We start from the raw sequence: 14,530 nt of genomic DNA, 5'->3' as shown, positions 1-14,530 counted from the left end.
GGTCAGATGGTTGCGACGGGGCAATTGCGAGGTCAGCGGGGTGTCAGATCCGTCGTGTCGCCGGACAGTGACGGTTGGTGATCGCATCGACGACGGAGATGACGGCGTAGGCTCCTGCGTCACATCCGGGGGCCGTTCCCCGATCGTGTACGAGACCGGGAGGCTTCCCCACCATGGGCACCGCAAGCAACACGGACCAGCAGCGCGGCGAGCGGATTCTGGCGGTCTTCGAGACCGCGTTCGGCGAGCTGCTGGCAGCGGACCCGGCCGCGTTCAGGGTCAAGTTCCGCAAGATGGCGGCCTCCGCCTTCGCCTTCTACCGGGGCACCGCGTGCCTGTACTACGCGGATCTGGCCGAGGAGGAGCAGAACCACAGCCCCTACCTGGACGAGCGCACCTCACGGGTGTGGATCCACGGCGACCTGCACGCCGAGAACTTCGGCACATATCTGGACGCCAACGGCCGGCTGATCTTCAATGTCAACGACTTCGACGAGGCCTACGTCGGCCCCTTCACCTGGGACCTCCAGCGGTTCGCCGCCTCCATAGCGCTGATCGGCTACACCAAGGCGCTCGCCGACGAGACCATTTCCGGGCTGGTACGCACCTACGCCGCCGCCTACCGCGAGCGTATCCGTGCCCTTGCCGCGGACAAGAGCGTCCCGCCGCTCACGCTCGACACGGCGCGGGGCCCGCTGCTGGACGCGTTGCGGCATGCCCGTACCGAGACGAGGGTCTCACTGCTCGACTCGATGACGGAAGTCCGGGACTGGGACCGCCGCTTCACGCCCGGTGGCGGTTCGGTGGAGCTGGACGACGCTACCCGCGCCAGGGTATTGGAGGCGTTCGAGGCCTATTTGGAGACGCTGCCGGAGACCAGCCGCATCAACCCGGAGAGCCACCGGGTCAAGGATGTCGTCGGGCGGCGGGGCATCGGTATCGGGAGCGCGGGCCTGCCCTCGTACAACATCCTGCTGGAGGGTCACACCGACGCGCTCGAGAACGACGTGGTGATCTATATGAAGCAGGCGCAGACCCCGGCGGTCTCCCGGCACATCACCGACCAGGCGGTACGGGACTACTTCCGGCACGAGGGCCACCGCACGGTGATCTCGCAGCGCGCGCTCCAGGCCCACGCCGACCCGTATCTGGGCTGGACCGAGCTGGACGGCGTCGGCCAGCTGGTCGCCGAGGTGTCGCCGTACGCCGTGGACCTGGACTGGTCGGACCTCGACGAGCCGGCCCAGATCGAGGCGGTTGTCGCCGATCTGGGGCGCGCGACGGCCGGGATGCACGCGGCGGCGGACAACGAGAGCGGGCACTCGCTGGTGCCGTTCTCCATCGAGGACGCCATCGATGAGGCGATCGCCCGGGACGAGAAGGGTTTCGCCGAGGCGCTGGTGGAGTTCGCGCACCGCTACGGCGCCCGGGCACGCGCCGATCACCAGATCTTCGTGGACCTCTTCCGCAATGGAAGGCTCGGTTGATTCAGGAGAACCCCAAGCTTTAATTACTACTTACACACAACCGTGGCACACTCTGCGCCATGGAGGTGACGGGACCCCGGCTGAGGGCGCTGCGCGCGGCGCTCTTCGCGGCGCTGTGCGTCACGCTCGCCGTGACCGCCCACACCCTTCTGTCGCAACTCCCGCTGCCGCTCACCACGGTGGCGGGAGCCTACGCCGGCATCTTCGCGGCCGCCTACGCGCTGGGCGGCCGCGAACGCGGCTACTGGGCGATCGCCTCACTGCTCGTGCCGCTGGAGCTGGCCGCCGACGCGCTCTTCACCAGCGGCCAGCACACCTGTTACGGCCCGGGCGGCGGGCCCATCACCGGCTCCTGGCGCACGATCAACGCGGCCTTCGTCTGCAGGGGCGGCGAAGTCGGCGCCCCTCTCGCGCACGCCGCCCCGGACCCGGTGGCCGCGCCCTGGATGTTGCTCGCCGCCCATGTCGCCGTGGGCCTGACCGCCTGCTGGTGGCTGCGGCGTGGCGAAGCCGCGATACACCAGCTGCTGCGCACCACCTTCCGGCCGCTGCCGCACGCGGTTGCCGCGCCGGACGCGGCTCTGCCGTCCCGCCCGAAGCACCGTCCGGCCCAGGGGAACGCCGTCGGCCCGGCGCTGCCGCTCCTGCTGCACTCCGTCGTACGACGTGGGCCGCCCTGCTCGCTCGCTGCCTGAGCGGCCGAGCTGCTGAGCTGCTGAGCAACACCCCCCACGTCCACGTAGGTACGAGCATGGAGAACACACGATCATGAGCCAGAGGAACAGTATCGCCGCCAAGTCCGCAGCCCGCGAACGGCTTCGAGCGGAGCGCGAGCGGCAGGCGAAGAAGGACAAGGCCAAGCGCCAGTTCATCGTCGGCGGCGCGGTCGTCGCGGTGCTGGCGATAGCCGTCGGCATCGGCGTGGCCGTGGTGAAGATGAACCAGCCCAGCTACTGGGCGAAGGCCGCGAACCAGCCGCTGGTGCAGCCGGCCAACTCGTCCGGCAAGAACGGAACGTCGATCGTCATCGGCAACGCGAGCAACAAGCATGTGCTCAAGGTCTACGAGGACATGCGGTGCCCGGTCTGCGCGCAGTTCGAGCAGACGTCGGGCGCGTCGGTGCAGAAGCTGGCCGCGAACGGCACGTACCAGATCTCTTACACCATGGGCACGTTCCTCGACGGCAACCTCAAGGGCACCGGGTCGAAGAACGCGCTCGCCGCGCTCGGCGCGGCTCTGAACGTCAGCAAGGACGCGTTCGTCGAGTACCACACGCTGCTGTACTCCGCGAAGTACCACCCGGTGGAGACGACGGACACCTTCTCCAGCAACAAGAAGCTGATCGAGCTGGCGCAGAAGACCAAGTTGCTGAAGGACAACAAGACCTTCCAGAACGCGGTGAACAAGGGCACCTACGACAAGTGGGCGCTGACCATGTCCAAGCAGTTCGACTCCGACGGCATCACCGGCACGCCGACGGTGAAGCTCGACGGCAAGGCCATCGCCAACGTGCAGTCCATGACCGCCGCCCAGTTCGAGTCAGCGGTGAACACCCAGCTCGGCAAGAAGTAGCGGCGCCTCGCCGGCCGGTCCCGGGCAGAGCCCCGGGACCGGCCGGCGGACAGGCCAAGGGCCTGTCAGGCCCTAATCGGCGAGCTCCGTGAGGAAGTCCAGTGCGACGGCCCACGTCCGTTCCGCCGCCGCCTCGTCGTAGTCCGGCAGCTCCGGATCGGTGTAGAGGTGCCCGGCGCCCCGGTAGCGGTGCACCTCCACATCCGCTCCGGCCTTGCGCATCCGCAGGTACCAGGCGTTCAGCCAGTCCTCGGGCTCGAAGGGGTCCGGTTCGGCGACATGCAGCTGTACGGGAATGTCGGTGGCCGCGTCGTCCGCGATGTCCGAGGTACCGTGCAGGAGCAGCAGGCCACGGGCCTTGTCGTCGGCCAGCGCGAGATTCTGCGCGATGGAGCCGCCGAGCGAGAACCCGGCGTACACCAGCCGCTTGTCCGACAGCGGCCCGGAGACGGTCACCGCGCGCATCAGCAGCTCGTCACGGCCGATCTCGTCCTTGACCGCCATGCCCTCCTCCACGCTGTCTGTGGTCCGGCCGCCGTAGAGGTCGGGGACATGCACCTCGTGACCGGCGGCGCGCAGCCGGTCAGCGGCGGCGTGGACGGCGGGACGCAGCCCGTAGGCCGAATGAAACAAAATGATGTGGAGAGGCGACGACAAGATCTCTTTCCCCAACGCAATCGAGGTCCGTATGGAGAGCGTGCTACGTCCGGTAATCGTGGTCGGCGCCGCCCTGGTCATCACCCTAGCCGCCGACTGGACAGCCGGCCGGGCGCTGCGCCGGGCCGCCGTCCGGCAGCCCCGCAGCCCCCTGTGGCCCCGGCTGCACCGCTGCCGCCCGTCGATGCTCGTCGTGCTCTGCACGGCCCTGCTGCGCGGCTCCTACTGGGCCGCGTGGGTCGGCCGTGGCCCCTGGTCCGGCATCGGCCATATCCTCACCCTCATCCTCATCGGCGCCTGCGCCTGGCTCGCGGTTCGCGCCGCGGCGGTCGTGGTGGAGTCCTCGTACTCCCGCTACGCCTCCAGCTCCCACGATCCGGCCCGGGTGCGGCGGGTCCGTACGCAGGTCACGCTCATCCAGCGGGTCGTCGCGGCGATCGTCGTGGTCGTCGCGATCGCCTCGATGCTGCTGACCTTCCCCGCGATGCGCGCGGCCGGGACCTCGCTGCTGGCCTCGGCCGGGGTGCTGGGCATCGTCGCCGGTATCGCGGCGCAGTCCATGCTGGGCAATCTCTTCGCCGGGATGCAGATCGCCTTCGGCGACATGGTGCGGATCGGCGACACCGTCGTCATAGACACCCAGTGGGGCACCGTCGAGGAGATCACGCTCACATACCTGGTGGTACGGACCTGGGACGAGCGGCGCCTCACCATGCCTGTGTCGTATTTCACCAGCAAGCCCTTCGAGAACTGGTCCCGGCACGACCCCCGCATGACCGGCACCGTCTTCTTCTACCTCGACCACGCCACCCCCATCGCCCTCATGCGCGAGCGGCTGCACGAAGTGCTCACCGCCACCGCGATCTGGGACCGCCGTGGCTGGGCCCTGGAAGTGACCAACACCACAGCCAGCACGATCGAGGTCCGCGCCCTGGTCACGGCCGCGGACTCCCCCGAGGTCTGGACCCTTCGCTGTCTGGTCCGCGAGCAGCTCATCGACTGGCTCAGCCGGGAACACCCCTACGCGCTCCCGCGGATCAACACCGCGTCGGCGGCCGAGCCGGCGGCGCCGCACGAGGTCTCTCCCCCGCTCACTCCCGGGGTGCCGGCGCCCGCGACGCGGGACGGCTCCCGCGGCGGCTCCCGCCAGCCGGCCAGGTGAACCCGATGGCAGGCGTGCCGCGGCCGCGAGCACTACCGCAGGCTGCGTACATCCAGCTGACGCAGCACCCGGTCGACGATCTCCGGGTCGTACCCCGCCTCGCTGCGCGCCGACAGCACCTCGTGCCGCGCGGCGGAAAGCATCTCGTTCTGGACTTGGCGGATCTTCCGCATCCGCTTCACATGCTGGCCATGGGTCTCGCGCCGCTCCTCGGTGACGATGTCGGGGCAGATCCGCGCCCCGACATCGAAGGCCCGGCGGTGCAGGAGCTCGGACAGCTCGTCGGAGAACGTCTCGACCGTCTCGATCTCCTTCAGCCGGAGCTTGGCGGCCATCATCGCCCGCAGGGCCAGCATCCGTTCCAGGTCGTGCTCCAGCCCGATGTCGCTGCGTACGCCGAGGCGTTTGACCATCCACGGCAGGGTGAGCCCCTGTAGCACCAAGGTGCTCAGCACCACCGCGAACGCGATGAAAAGCACCTCGTCCCGGGCCGGGAAGGGCGCGTGGTTGTGTGTCGTGAGCGGGATCGCCAGCGCCAGCGCGACGGACGCCACCCCGCGCATGCCGGCCCACCACATGACGGCGGTCTCCCGCCAGGTCATGGGGATGTCCTGGTCTTCTGCGCGGTCGTCCTGGCCATCGCGTTCGCGCTCCTCGAGCCGCTCACGGTGCTCGCGCTTCAGCCGCCGGGCCAGCAGGGAGGCGGCCGGCAACAGCCACAGCAGCCGTACGCCGACGACCACACCGACGATGATCCCGGCGTGGGCGAGCATCGAACCCCAGCGGCCGGACCCGACGTCGAAGACATTGTGGAGCTCCAGGCCGATCAGACCGAAGGCGAGCCCGGTGACAAGGGTGTCGACAATCGGCCAGAAGGTGTTCGAGGCCAGCCGCCCCCTCACGTCGTCGGCGTCCGTCGCGTACTCGGCGAGGAAGAGCGCGGTGGTGAGCACCGCGAGCACCCCGGAGCCCTGGGCGCGGTCGGCGATGACGTACGAGGCGAAGGGGACCAGTAGCGTCAGCCCGATCTGGAGCGTGGGGTCGTCGACGATGTCCATCAGCTTGTTGGCGCCCCAGCCGAGCACGACCCCGACCCCGACGGCGACCACGGCGGACAGGACGAATTCGCCGACGGCGTGCGGCCAGGAGAAGGTGCCGGTGACGGCGGCGGTGATCGCCACGTTGTAGAGCACGATCGCGGTGACGTCGTTGAACAGGCCCTCGCCCTCCAGGATCGACACCATCCGGCGGGGCAGTCCCAGACTCCCGGCCACGGCGGTCGCCGCCACCGGGTCCGGCGGCGCGACCAGAGCGCCCAGCGCGACCGCGGCGGCCAGGGTGATACCCGGCACCACCGCTTGGGCGACCGCGGCGACCGCCGCCGTGGTGACGAAGACCAGTGCCACGGCCAGCAGGAAGATCGACCGCTTGTTGTTGGCGAACTGCCGCCATGAGGTGCGCTGCACGGAGGCGTAGAGCAGCGGCGGCAGCACCAGCGGCAGGATCAGTCCGGGCGGGATCTGTACGTCCGGTACGAACGGCAGTGCCGCCATGACGCCGCCAAGCAGTGTCATCAGCACCGGCGAGGGCAGCTTCAGCCGTTCACCGAGCGGCACCATGACGATGGCCGCGAGCATGAGCACAAAGAAGAGGGCGAGTTGATCCACATGCTCAGCCTCGCATGCGCGGGCCCCGGATCGGCGGCGCTAAGAGGGCCCACCTATTCGCGCGGCCTCTGAGTCAGGCGCTTTCCCCACGCACGATGTCGAGAGCGAATCGCAGGTCGTCCGGGTACTTGCTCTCGAACTCCACCCAGCGTCCGTCCTCGGGGTGTTCGAAGCCGAGCCGGACGGCATGCAGCCACTGCCGCTCCAGCTTCAGCCGCTTGGCGAGCGTCGGGTCGGCGCCGTAGGTGAGGTCGCCGACGCAAGGGTGGCGGTGGGCGGCCATGTGGACCCGGATCTGGTGGGTGCGCCCCGTCTCGAGCTTGACGTCGAGCAGCGAGGCCGACCGGAACGCCTCGACGAGGTCGTAGTGGGTGACGCTGGGCTTGCCCTCGGCGGTGACGGCCCACTTGTAGTCGTGGGTGGGGTGCCGCCCGATGGGAGCGTCGATGGTGCCGCTCATCGGGTCCGGGTGGCCCTGCACCAGCGCGTGGTAGCGCTTGTCCACGGTGCGCTCGCGGAACTGCTGCTTGAGGAGCGTGTACGCGATCTCCGACTTGGCGACGACCATCAGCCCGGAGGTGCCGACGTCGAGCCGGTGCACAATGCCCTGGCGCTCGGCGGCGCCGGAGGTCGAGATCCGGTACCCGGCGGCGGCGAGGCCGCCGATGACGGTGGTGCCGGTCCAGCCGGGGCTGGGGTGAGCGGCGACCCCGACGGGCTTGTCGATGACGACGACGTGATCGTCCTCGTACACGATGCCCATGCCCGGCACCGGCTCGGCGACGATCTCCACCGGTCGCGGCGGGGCCGGCATCTCGACCTCGAGCCACGCGCCGGCGATGACCCGGTCGGACTTCCCGGCGACGCTCCCGTCGACCAGCACCTTGCCCTCGGCGGCCAGCTCCGCCGCCTTGGTCCGCGAAAAGCCGAACATGCGGGCGATCGCGGCGTCGACGCGTTCGCCTTCGAGGCCGTCGGGTACGGGCAGGGATCGAACCTGGGTAGACATCACCAGTACGAGTATGCCGGACACCGCGGACGGCTCGGACCGGACGACGACAGCGCGGCCGGACGACGGCCCCCGGCCCGCGACGCCGCGCCCCCCTTGCGCCCATTCGCCGGCCGGCAGCACACCCCGGCGCTCAGTCCTTGTGCATCGTCCCGTCGGGGTCCAGGCCGCGGAAGGAGAGCAGCACGATGAGTATGCCGCCGCAGACGATCGCCGAGTCGGCAAGGTTGAAGACCGCGAAATGGGACGGCGCGATGAAGTCCACGACATGGCCCTGCAGGAAGCCGGGCGCACGGAAGACCCGGTCCGTGAGATTGCCGAACGCCCCGCCGAGCAGCAGTCCGAGCGCGATCGCCCAGGGCAGGCTGTACAGCTTCCGTGCCAGCCGGGCGATCACGACGATCACCGAGGCCGCGATGATCGTGAAGACGATGGTCATCCCCTGCCCGAAGCCGAAGGCGGCGCCCCCGTTGCGGATCGCTTCCAGCCGCAGGTAGCTGCCGATCACATCGATCGGCGCGCGGCCCTCCAGACTGGTCACCACCCAGATCTTGCTGAGCAGGTCCAGGACGTACGCCAGCGCCGCCACCCCGACCAGCACCGGGATCCGCCGCGTCCCGTTCCGGGTGATGACGGGCGGCTCGTCTTCCTGCGTACCGATGGTGCTCTCCACGCTCTCCGCGTTCGCCATTGTGCGTCCCTTCCTGACGAGGACGAGGTTACGGCACACACGTACGGGCGGGTCAGCGGCGCTCCTGTTTCTGCTTGCACTCCACGCAGAGCGTGGCCCTCGGGAACGCTTGCATCCGCGCCTTCCCGATCGCGTTCCCGCACGATTCGCACAATCCGTACGTGCCCGCCGCCAGCCGTTCCAGCGCGTGCTCGGTCTGGATCTGCATCTCGCGGGCGTTCGCCGCCAGCGACATCTCGTGCTCGCGGGTGATGTTCTTGGTGCCGGTGTCGGCCTGGTCGTCGCCGGCCCCGTCGCCGGAGTCCCGCAGCAGGCCCGCCACAGCGGCCTGGGAAGCCGCGATCTCCGCGCGCAACCGCAGCACCTCGTCATGCAGTCCGGTTCGCGCCTCCTCCACCTCCTCGGCGGTCCATGGCTCCTCACCAGGCCGTACGGCCAGCTCCTCCGGCGCGGCCGCCGCGCGCGCTGTCGGAATCCCCGGCTCCACAGGGGCGGCCGTCCCGGCCACCGTCTTCTTCGCTGCCACCTTCTTAGCTCCAATCTTCTTCGCGACGGCGTCCTTGTTGGCCGCGGTCTTCTTGGCGGTGCGATGCGCTGCCGCGGGTGCGGCGGCCTTCTCGGCTTTTCCGGCGGCTGGCTCCGCCGTCTTCTCGGCCGGAGCCGGTGTCTTCTTGGCCGGGGCTGTCTTCTTGGCCGGGGCTGTCTTCTTGGCCAGGGCCGCTTGGTTCTCCGCTCCTGCGGGCTGCGCGGCGGGGACCGCCTTGTCGTTGGCCGCCGCAGGCGCCCTGGCGGCCTTCGCGGCGAGCGCGGACGCCTTCTTGGCAGTCGCCCGCGCGTTCGTGACGGCTGTCGCCGTCCTCTTCTTCGCCACCATGGCCGCGGCCCCTTCACATATTGTGATCTTGCTCGCGAATCGTTCCGGAACGATAAATCGACTCCGGACCCGCGGCAACGGGGCACGCCGCCTGATTCGCCCGCCAGGCCCGCTCGGGAGACAGGTCTGCATCCGTTGTGCCCAGCTCACCGCCAGGTATGCCGGTACTTACCGGTAGGGCCGGGGGTACCGGGCCATTCGGGTCACTCCCGGCCGGCAGTTCCCGGGCGGCGGAAAACGGGCCGACAGTGCCGCCGGCACCCCCGTACACTGGGCGCAGCGACAGGCATGGATGGGGACGAGTAGCGCCGCACGCAGCCGAGAGCGACCCGGGGACGGTGGAAGCCCGGGGGTGTGCGCGACGTGAAGATCACCCCGGAGCCGCCGGAAGAAGGCCGTATCGCCGTACGGCTGGTAGAACCGGCAGCGCGGCCCCAATGAGGGGGTTGCGGACGAGCCCGTCCGCAGCCAAGGAGGGTGGTACCGCGGGAGCGGCGCGGCAGCGCACCGGCTCTCGTCCCTCCGTCGGAAGCAGTTATACGTCCGCCGGAGGCCCCACCGATGACGCCGCAGTACCGCCAGGTACCCGCACAGGTCGATCTGCCCGCGCTCGAGCATGACGTGCTCAATAGCTGGAACGAGCAGAAGATCTTCGCCCGTTCCCTGGAGCAGTCCCAGGGCAGGCCCGAATGGGTCTTCTACGAGGGCCCGCCGACCGCCAATGGCATGCCGGGGGCGCACCACATCGAGGCCCGGGTCTTCAAGGACGTCTTCCCGCGCTTCAAGACCATGCAGGGCTTCCATGTCACCCGTAAGGCCGGCTGGGACTGCCACGGTCTGCCGGTGGAGCTCGCCGTGGAGAAGGAGCTGGGCTTCTCCGGCAAGAAGGACATCGAGGCGTACGGCATCGCCGAATTCAATGCGAAGTGCCGCGAATCCGTCACCCGCCACACCGACGCCTTCGCCGAGCTCACCACCCGGATGGGCTATTGGGTCGACCTTGACGACGCCTACCGGACCATGGACCCGGAGTACATCGAAAGCGTCTGGTGGTCGCTGAAGCAGATCTTCGACAAGGGACTGCTGACCCAGGACCACCGCGTCGCGCCGTGGTGTCCGCGCTGCGGCACCGGCCTGTCGGACCACGAGCTGGCGCAGGGCTATGAGACGATCGTCGATCCGTCGGTCTTCGTCCGTTTCCCGCTGACCTCAGGCCCGCTGGCAGGCGAGGCGGCGCTGCTGGTCTGGACGACGACCCCGTGGACCCTGGTGTCCAACACCGCCGTCGCCGCCCACCCGGACGTCACCTATGTCGTCGCGACCAACGGCGAGGAGAAGCTGGTCGTCGCCGAGCCGCTGGTCGGCAAGGCCCTCGGTGAGGGTTGGACCACCACTGGCCAGAGCTTCAGCGGCCGGGAGATGGAGCGCTGGAAGTACGAGCGGCCCTTCTCGCTGGTAGAGATCCCGGACGCGCACTATGTCGTCAACGCCGAGTACGTCACCACCGAGGACGGCACCGGTCTGGTCCACCAGTCCCCTGCCTTCGGTGAGGACGACCTCAGGACCTGCCGCGCCTACGGCCTGCCGGTGGTCAACCCGGTCCGCCCGGACGGCACCTTCGAGGAGACCGTCGGCCTGGTCGGCGGCGAGTTCTTCAAGAAGGCCGACGAGAAGCTCGTCGCCGACCTCCAGGCGCGCGGCGTGCTCTTCAAGCACCTGCCGTACGAGCACAGCTACCCGCACTGCTGGCGCTGCCACACCGCGCTGCTCTACTACGCGCAGCCGTCCTGGTACATCCGCACCACCGCCGTCAAGGACGCTCTGCTCCGCGAGAACGAGCGCACCAACTGGTACCCGGAATCGGTCAAGCACGGCCGCTTCGGCGACTGGCTGAACAACAACGTCGACTGGGCGCTCTCCCGCAACCGCTACTGGGGCACCCCGCTGCCGATCTGGCGCTGTGAGGAGAACCACCTCACTGTTGTCGGCTCGCTGGCCGAGCTGACGGAGCTCACCGGCACCGACCAGAGCGGCCTGGACCCGCATCGCCCCTATATCGACGCGGTGACCTTCGACTGCCCGCAGTGCTCCGCCGAGGCCGTCCGGGTGCCCGAGGTCATCGACGCCTGGTACGACTCCGGGTCGATGCCGTTCGCCCAGTGGGGCTACCCGTACCACAACAAGGAGGTCTTCGAGCGCAGCTACCCCGCGCAGTTCATCTCCGAGGCGATCGACCAGACGCGTGGGTGGTTCTACACCCTGATGGCTGTCGGCACGGTGGTCTTCGACCGGAACGCGTACGAGAACGTGGTCTGCCTGGGGCACATCCTCGCCGAGGACGGCCGGAAGATGTCCAAGCATCTGGGCAACATCCTGCAGCCCATCCCGTTGATGGAACAGCACGGCGCCGACGCGGTGCGCTGGTTCATGGCCGCCGGCGGCTCGCCCTGGGCGGCCCGGCGGGTCGGCCACGGCACCATCCAGGAGGTCGTCCGCAAGACCCTCCTCACGTACTGGAACACGGTCGCCTTCCAGGCGCTCTACGCCCGTACGTCGCAGTGGGCGCCCAGCGCGGCCGACCCGCTTCCGGCGGACCGGCCGCTGCTGGACCGCTGGCTGCTGGGCGAGCTCCACACGCTCGTACGGGATGTCACCGCCTCCCTGGAGTCGTACGACACCCAGCGGGCCGGAAAGCTGCTCTCCGCCTTTGTGGACGACCTGTCCAACTGGTACGTGCGCCGGTCGCGCCGCCGATTCTGGCAGGGCGACGCGGCGGCGCTGCGGACGCTGCACGAGGTGCTGGAGACGGTCACCCGGCTGCTCGCGCCGCTGGTGCCGTTCATCACGGAGCGGGTCTGGCAGGACCTGGTCGTGCCGGTCACAGCGGAAGCGCCGGAGTCCGTCCATCTGTCGTCGTGGCCGACCGCCGACGAGGCGCTGATCAACCCGGATCTCTCCGCCCAGATGGCACTTGTCCGCCGCCTGGTGGAGCTCGGCCGGGCGACCCGCGCCGAGTCCGGCGTCAAGACCCGCCAGCCGCTGTCGCGTGCGCTGGTCGCGGCCGCGGGGTTCGAGTCGCTGGGCGCGGAGCTGCGGGGCCAGATCGCCGAGGAGCTGAATGTCAGCGAGCTCGCCTCGCTGAGCGAGGTCGGCGGCTCGCTGGTGGACACCACGGCCAAGGCCAATTTCCGTGCCCTCGGCAAGCGCTTCGGCAAGGGCGTCCAGGCCGTGGCGAAGACCATCGCCGAAGCGGATGCCGCCACGCTGTCGGCGGCGCTGCGCGACGGTTCGGCTTCCGTCGTGGTGGACGGCGAGACCGTCGCCCTCTCCGCCGACGAGGTCATCATCACCGAGACCCCGCGCGAGGGTTGGTCCGTCGCGTCCGACTCCGGCGCGACCGTCGCCCTCGACCTGGAGATCACCCCCGCCCTGCGCCGGGCCGGCCTCGCCCGTGACGCGATCCGCCTCATCCAGGAGGCCCGCAAGAACTCCGGCCTCGACGTCGCCGACCGCATCGCGCTGCGCTGGGAGTCCACGGACCCCGAGCTCTCCGCCGCACTGGGCGAGCACTCGGTGCTGGTCGCGGACGAGGTCCTCGCCCTCGACTTCTCGGAAGGTCCCGGCAGCGACGCCTACGGTGCCGCCTTCACGGACGACACCCTCGGCCTCACCTTCCGGCTCCGCAAGCACGGTTAGCCCCCGGCGCCGGGCCTTCCCCCACCCACCCGCCCACCCGCCGAGGGACCGGGGCCAGATTCCTGGCCCCGGTCCCGGCGCGGCTGCGCCCGCAACGCGCCCACGCCCCGGCCGGATCAACACCGCCGGACAACACCGTCCCGTCTCTGACCATCGCGGCGGGAAAAGGTGCCCGGTACCACACCACGCACCAACACGTCCGCACGGCCAGATCGACACCGCCGGAAAACATCGTCCCCCGCCTTCGCCATCGCGGCGGGATAAACGTGCCCAGCACCACACCATGCGCAGGCACTCTCGCGCGCCAGCGCGCCCCCGGGCGGGGGCCTGCACGGGACGGGGGGAAGGAACCGCAAAGGGCCGGGCCCCGGGGTAATCCCCCGGGGCCCGGCCCTTGGTGGTGCTGTGCTTGCCGCAGGCTAGTTGTCGTCCTCGTCGATGAGGAACCCGCGCATGGGCGTGGGCGCCTGCTGGAGGGGGACCTGGCCCTGCGGGCGGACCGGGGCCATGGGCTGGGTCATGGCCGGTGACATCTGCTGCTGGCCGCCGTAAGTGGGCGCGGGGGCCTGCTGGCCGATGCTCTGGCCGCCGTAGGACTGACCGCCGCCCATGGTGCCTGCGCCGGCAGCGGCCATGCCGCTGCCGAAGGAGGAACCGCCCATGGTGGAGGAGGACAGGGAGGGGGCCGGAGGAGCGCTGCGCGGAGGAGCGAGGGAATCGTCGGCCTGGGTCTCCAGCTGACGGAGCTGGCTCTCCAGGTACGACTTCAGACGCGTACGGTACTCGCGTTCGAAGCCGCGCAGATCCTCGACCTTGCGCTCCAGCGTGGCACGGGCGGACTCCAGCGAGCCCATGGCCACGCGGTGCTTCTCCTGGGCGTCCCGCTCAAGGGCGTCCGCCTTGGACCGGGCGTCACGCTCAAGTCCCTCGGCACGGCTGCGCGCCTCGCCGACGATCTTGTTGGCCTCGGAACGGGCCTCCGCGATCGCCTGGTCGGCGGTCTGCTGGGCAAGGGAAAGAACGCGTGCGGCGCTGTCCCCGCCGGGACCCTGCTGCTGCATGGGTCCGCCCATCGGGCCGCCCTGATGACCCATCGGGCCACCCTGCTGCATCGGGCCGGGACCCATGGGGCCGCCCTGCTGCATGGGGCCGCCCATCGGGCCACCCTGGCCCATCGGACCGCCTTGGCCCATGGGACCGCCCTGGCCCATCGGGCCGCCCTGCTGCATCGGACCGGGACCCTGCTGCATCTGGCCCGGGCCCTGCTGCATGGGGCCGCCCTGGCCCATCGGACCGGGGCCCTGCTGCTGCATAGGGCCGCCCTGGCCCATCGCGCTGGGACCGGCCGGCAACTGCAGGGCGCTGCCCTGCTGCTGGGGCGGGCCCATCTGCTGCGGCGGTACGGGCTGCGGGCCGGATATGGCAGCGGGCACCGGAGCGCCGCCGCGATCCTGCTGGTCGGGCTTGCGCATGCCCTGCTGCTGATTCTGGGCGGCGGCTCGGGTGGCCGCGGCCAGTTTCGCGCGCAGGTCCTCGTTTTCTCGTAGGAGCCTGGTCAGCTCGGCTTCTACCTCGTCGAGGAAGGCGTCGACCTCGTCCTCGTCATAGCCCTCTCGGAGGCGGACGGTCGTGAACTGCTTGTTACGAACGTCCTCGGGGGTCAACGGCATCTCTTCACCTCAACGTGATCGTCGGCATATCGGGAGCCCGCATCG

The 14,530-nt window shown here is 69.8% G+C and carries 11 protein-coding genes; 5 read left to right on the top strand and 6 right to left on the bottom strand.

Annotated elements, in window-relative coordinates; all coding sequences use genetic code 11:
* Nucleotides 1–173 precede the first annotated feature (173 nt).
* The 3 genes from FCI23_RS15395 (at nt 174) to FCI23_RS15385 (ending at nt 3,059) form a co-directional block, all read left to right on the top strand.
* Nucleotides 174–1,487, top strand: a complete 1,314-nt coding sequence (locus tag FCI23_RS15395) for a DUF2252 domain-containing protein (protein ID WP_136724450.1) — start codon at nt 174–176, stop codon at nt 1,485–1,487.
* A gap of 59 nt (nt 1,488–1,546) precedes the next feature.
* Nucleotides 1,547–2,182, top strand: a complete 636-nt coding sequence (locus FCI23_RS15390) for a hypothetical protein (protein WP_136724449.1) — start codon at nt 1,547–1,549, stop codon at nt 2,180–2,182.
* Between the two features lie 73 nt (nt 2,183–2,255).
* Nucleotides 2,256–3,059: a thioredoxin domain-containing protein gene (locus tag FCI23_RS15385; RefSeq protein WP_136724448.1), complete on the top strand. Its 804-nt coding sequence runs from the start codon at nt 2,256–2,258 to the stop codon at nt 3,057–3,059.
* 72 nt (nt 3,060–3,131) lie between these two features.
* Here the strand turns inward: FCI23_RS15385 and FCI23_RS15380 are convergent, their stop codons facing one another.
* Nucleotides 3,132–3,716 carry a dienelactone hydrolase family protein gene (locus FCI23_RS15380; RefSeq protein WP_136724447.1) on the bottom strand — a complete coding sequence of 195 codons (585 nt, stop codon included), beginning with the start codon at nt 3,714–3,716 and terminating at the stop codon, nt 3,132–3,134.
* A gap of 31 nt (nt 3,717–3,747) precedes the next feature.
* Between FCI23_RS15380 and FCI23_RS15375 the strand changes: the two genes are divergently transcribed.
* Nucleotides 3,748–4,878 (top strand): mechanosensitive ion channel family protein, encoded by a 1,131-nt coding sequence (locus tag FCI23_RS15375; RefSeq protein ID WP_136724550.1) that lies wholly within the window; start codon nt 3,748–3,750, stop codon nt 4,876–4,878.
* A 32-nt stretch (nt 4,879–4,910) separates the two neighbouring features.
* Here FCI23_RS15375 and FCI23_RS15370 read toward each other — a convergent pair whose 3' ends face one another.
* From FCI23_RS15370 to FCI23_RS15355, 4 genes are all read right to left on the bottom strand, one after another.
* Nucleotides 4,911–6,545 (bottom strand): Na+/H+ antiporter, encoded by a 1,635-nt coding sequence (locus FCI23_RS15370; protein ID WP_136724446.1) that lies wholly within the window; start codon nt 6,543–6,545, stop codon nt 4,911–4,913.
* Between the two features lie 73 nt (nt 6,546–6,618).
* Nucleotides 6,619–7,554 (bottom strand): RluA family pseudouridine synthase, encoded by a 936-nt coding sequence (locus tag FCI23_RS15365; RefSeq protein ID WP_136724445.1) that lies wholly within the window; start codon nt 7,552–7,554, stop codon nt 6,619–6,621.
* A 133-nt stretch (nt 7,555–7,687) separates the two neighbouring features.
* Entirely contained in the window at nt 7,688–8,245 is a 558-nt protein-coding gene (gene lspA / locus FCI23_RS15360; protein WP_136724549.1) for a signal peptidase II, read from the bottom strand.
* Nucleotides 8,246–8,297: 52 nt separating this feature from the next.
* Nucleotides 8,298–9,119, bottom strand: coding sequence for a TraR/DksA family transcriptional regulator (locus FCI23_RS15355; RefSeq protein ID WP_136724444.1), 822 nt, complete (start codon nt 9,117–9,119; stop codon nt 8,298–8,300).
* A gap of 561 nt (nt 9,120–9,680) precedes the next feature.
* Between FCI23_RS15355 and ileS the strand changes: the two genes are divergently transcribed.
* Complete coding sequence (gene ileS / locus FCI23_RS15345) at nt 9,681–12,815, top strand: isoleucine--tRNA ligase (protein WP_136724443.1); 3,135 nt, start codon at nt 9,681–9,683, stop codon at nt 12,813–12,815.
* Nucleotides 12,816–13,234: 419 nt separating this feature from the next.
* Here ileS and FCI23_RS15340 read toward each other — a convergent pair whose 3' ends face one another.
* Complete coding sequence (locus FCI23_RS15340) at nt 13,235–14,485, bottom strand: DivIVA domain-containing protein (RefSeq protein WP_136724442.1); 1,251 nt, start codon at nt 14,483–14,485, stop codon at nt 13,235–13,237.
* Between the last annotated feature and the right edge of the window lie 45 nt (nt 14,486–14,530).

Source organism: Actinacidiphila oryziradicis (genome assembly GCF_005047355.1).
Classification (GTDB): Bacteria; Actinomycetota; Actinomycetes; order Streptomycetales; family Streptomycetaceae; genus Actinacidiphila; species Actinacidiphila oryziradicis.
This window is presented reverse-complemented; position numbering and strand designations above follow the sequence as displayed.

Coding starts and splice junctions, on each gene's coding strand:
- FCI23_RS15395 (WP_136724450.1), top strand. CDS start 174: ATGGGCACCGCAAGCAACACGGACCAGCAGCGCGGCGAGCGGATTCTG.
- FCI23_RS15390 (WP_136724449.1), top strand. CDS start 1,547: ATGGAGGTGACGGGACCCCGGCTGAGGGCGCTGCGCGCGGCGCTCTTC.
- FCI23_RS15385 (WP_136724448.1), top strand. CDS start 2,256: ATGAGCCAGAGGAACAGTATCGCCGCCAAGTCCGCAGCCCGCGAACGG.
- FCI23_RS15375 (WP_136724550.1), top strand. CDS start 3,748: ATGGAGAGCGTGCTACGTCCGGTAATCGTGGTCGGCGCCGCCCTGGTC.
- FCI23_RS15365 (WP_136724445.1), bottom strand. CDS start 7,554: ATGTCTACCCAGGTTCGATCCCTGCCCGTACCCGACGGCCTCGAAGGC.
- lspA (WP_136724549.1), bottom strand. CDS start 8,245: ATGGCGAACGCGGAGAGCGTGGAGAGCACCATCGGTACGCAGGAAGAC.
- FCI23_RS15355 (WP_136724444.1), bottom strand. CDS start 9,119: ATGGTGGCGAAGAAGAGGACGGCGACAGCCGTCACGAACGCGCGGGCG.
- ileS (WP_136724443.1), top strand. CDS start 9,681: ATGACGCCGCAGTACCGCCAGGTACCCGCACAGGTCGATCTGCCCGCG.
- FCI23_RS15340 (WP_136724442.1), bottom strand. CDS start 14,485: ATGCCGTTGACCCCCGAGGACGTTCGTAACAAGCAGTTCACGACCGTC.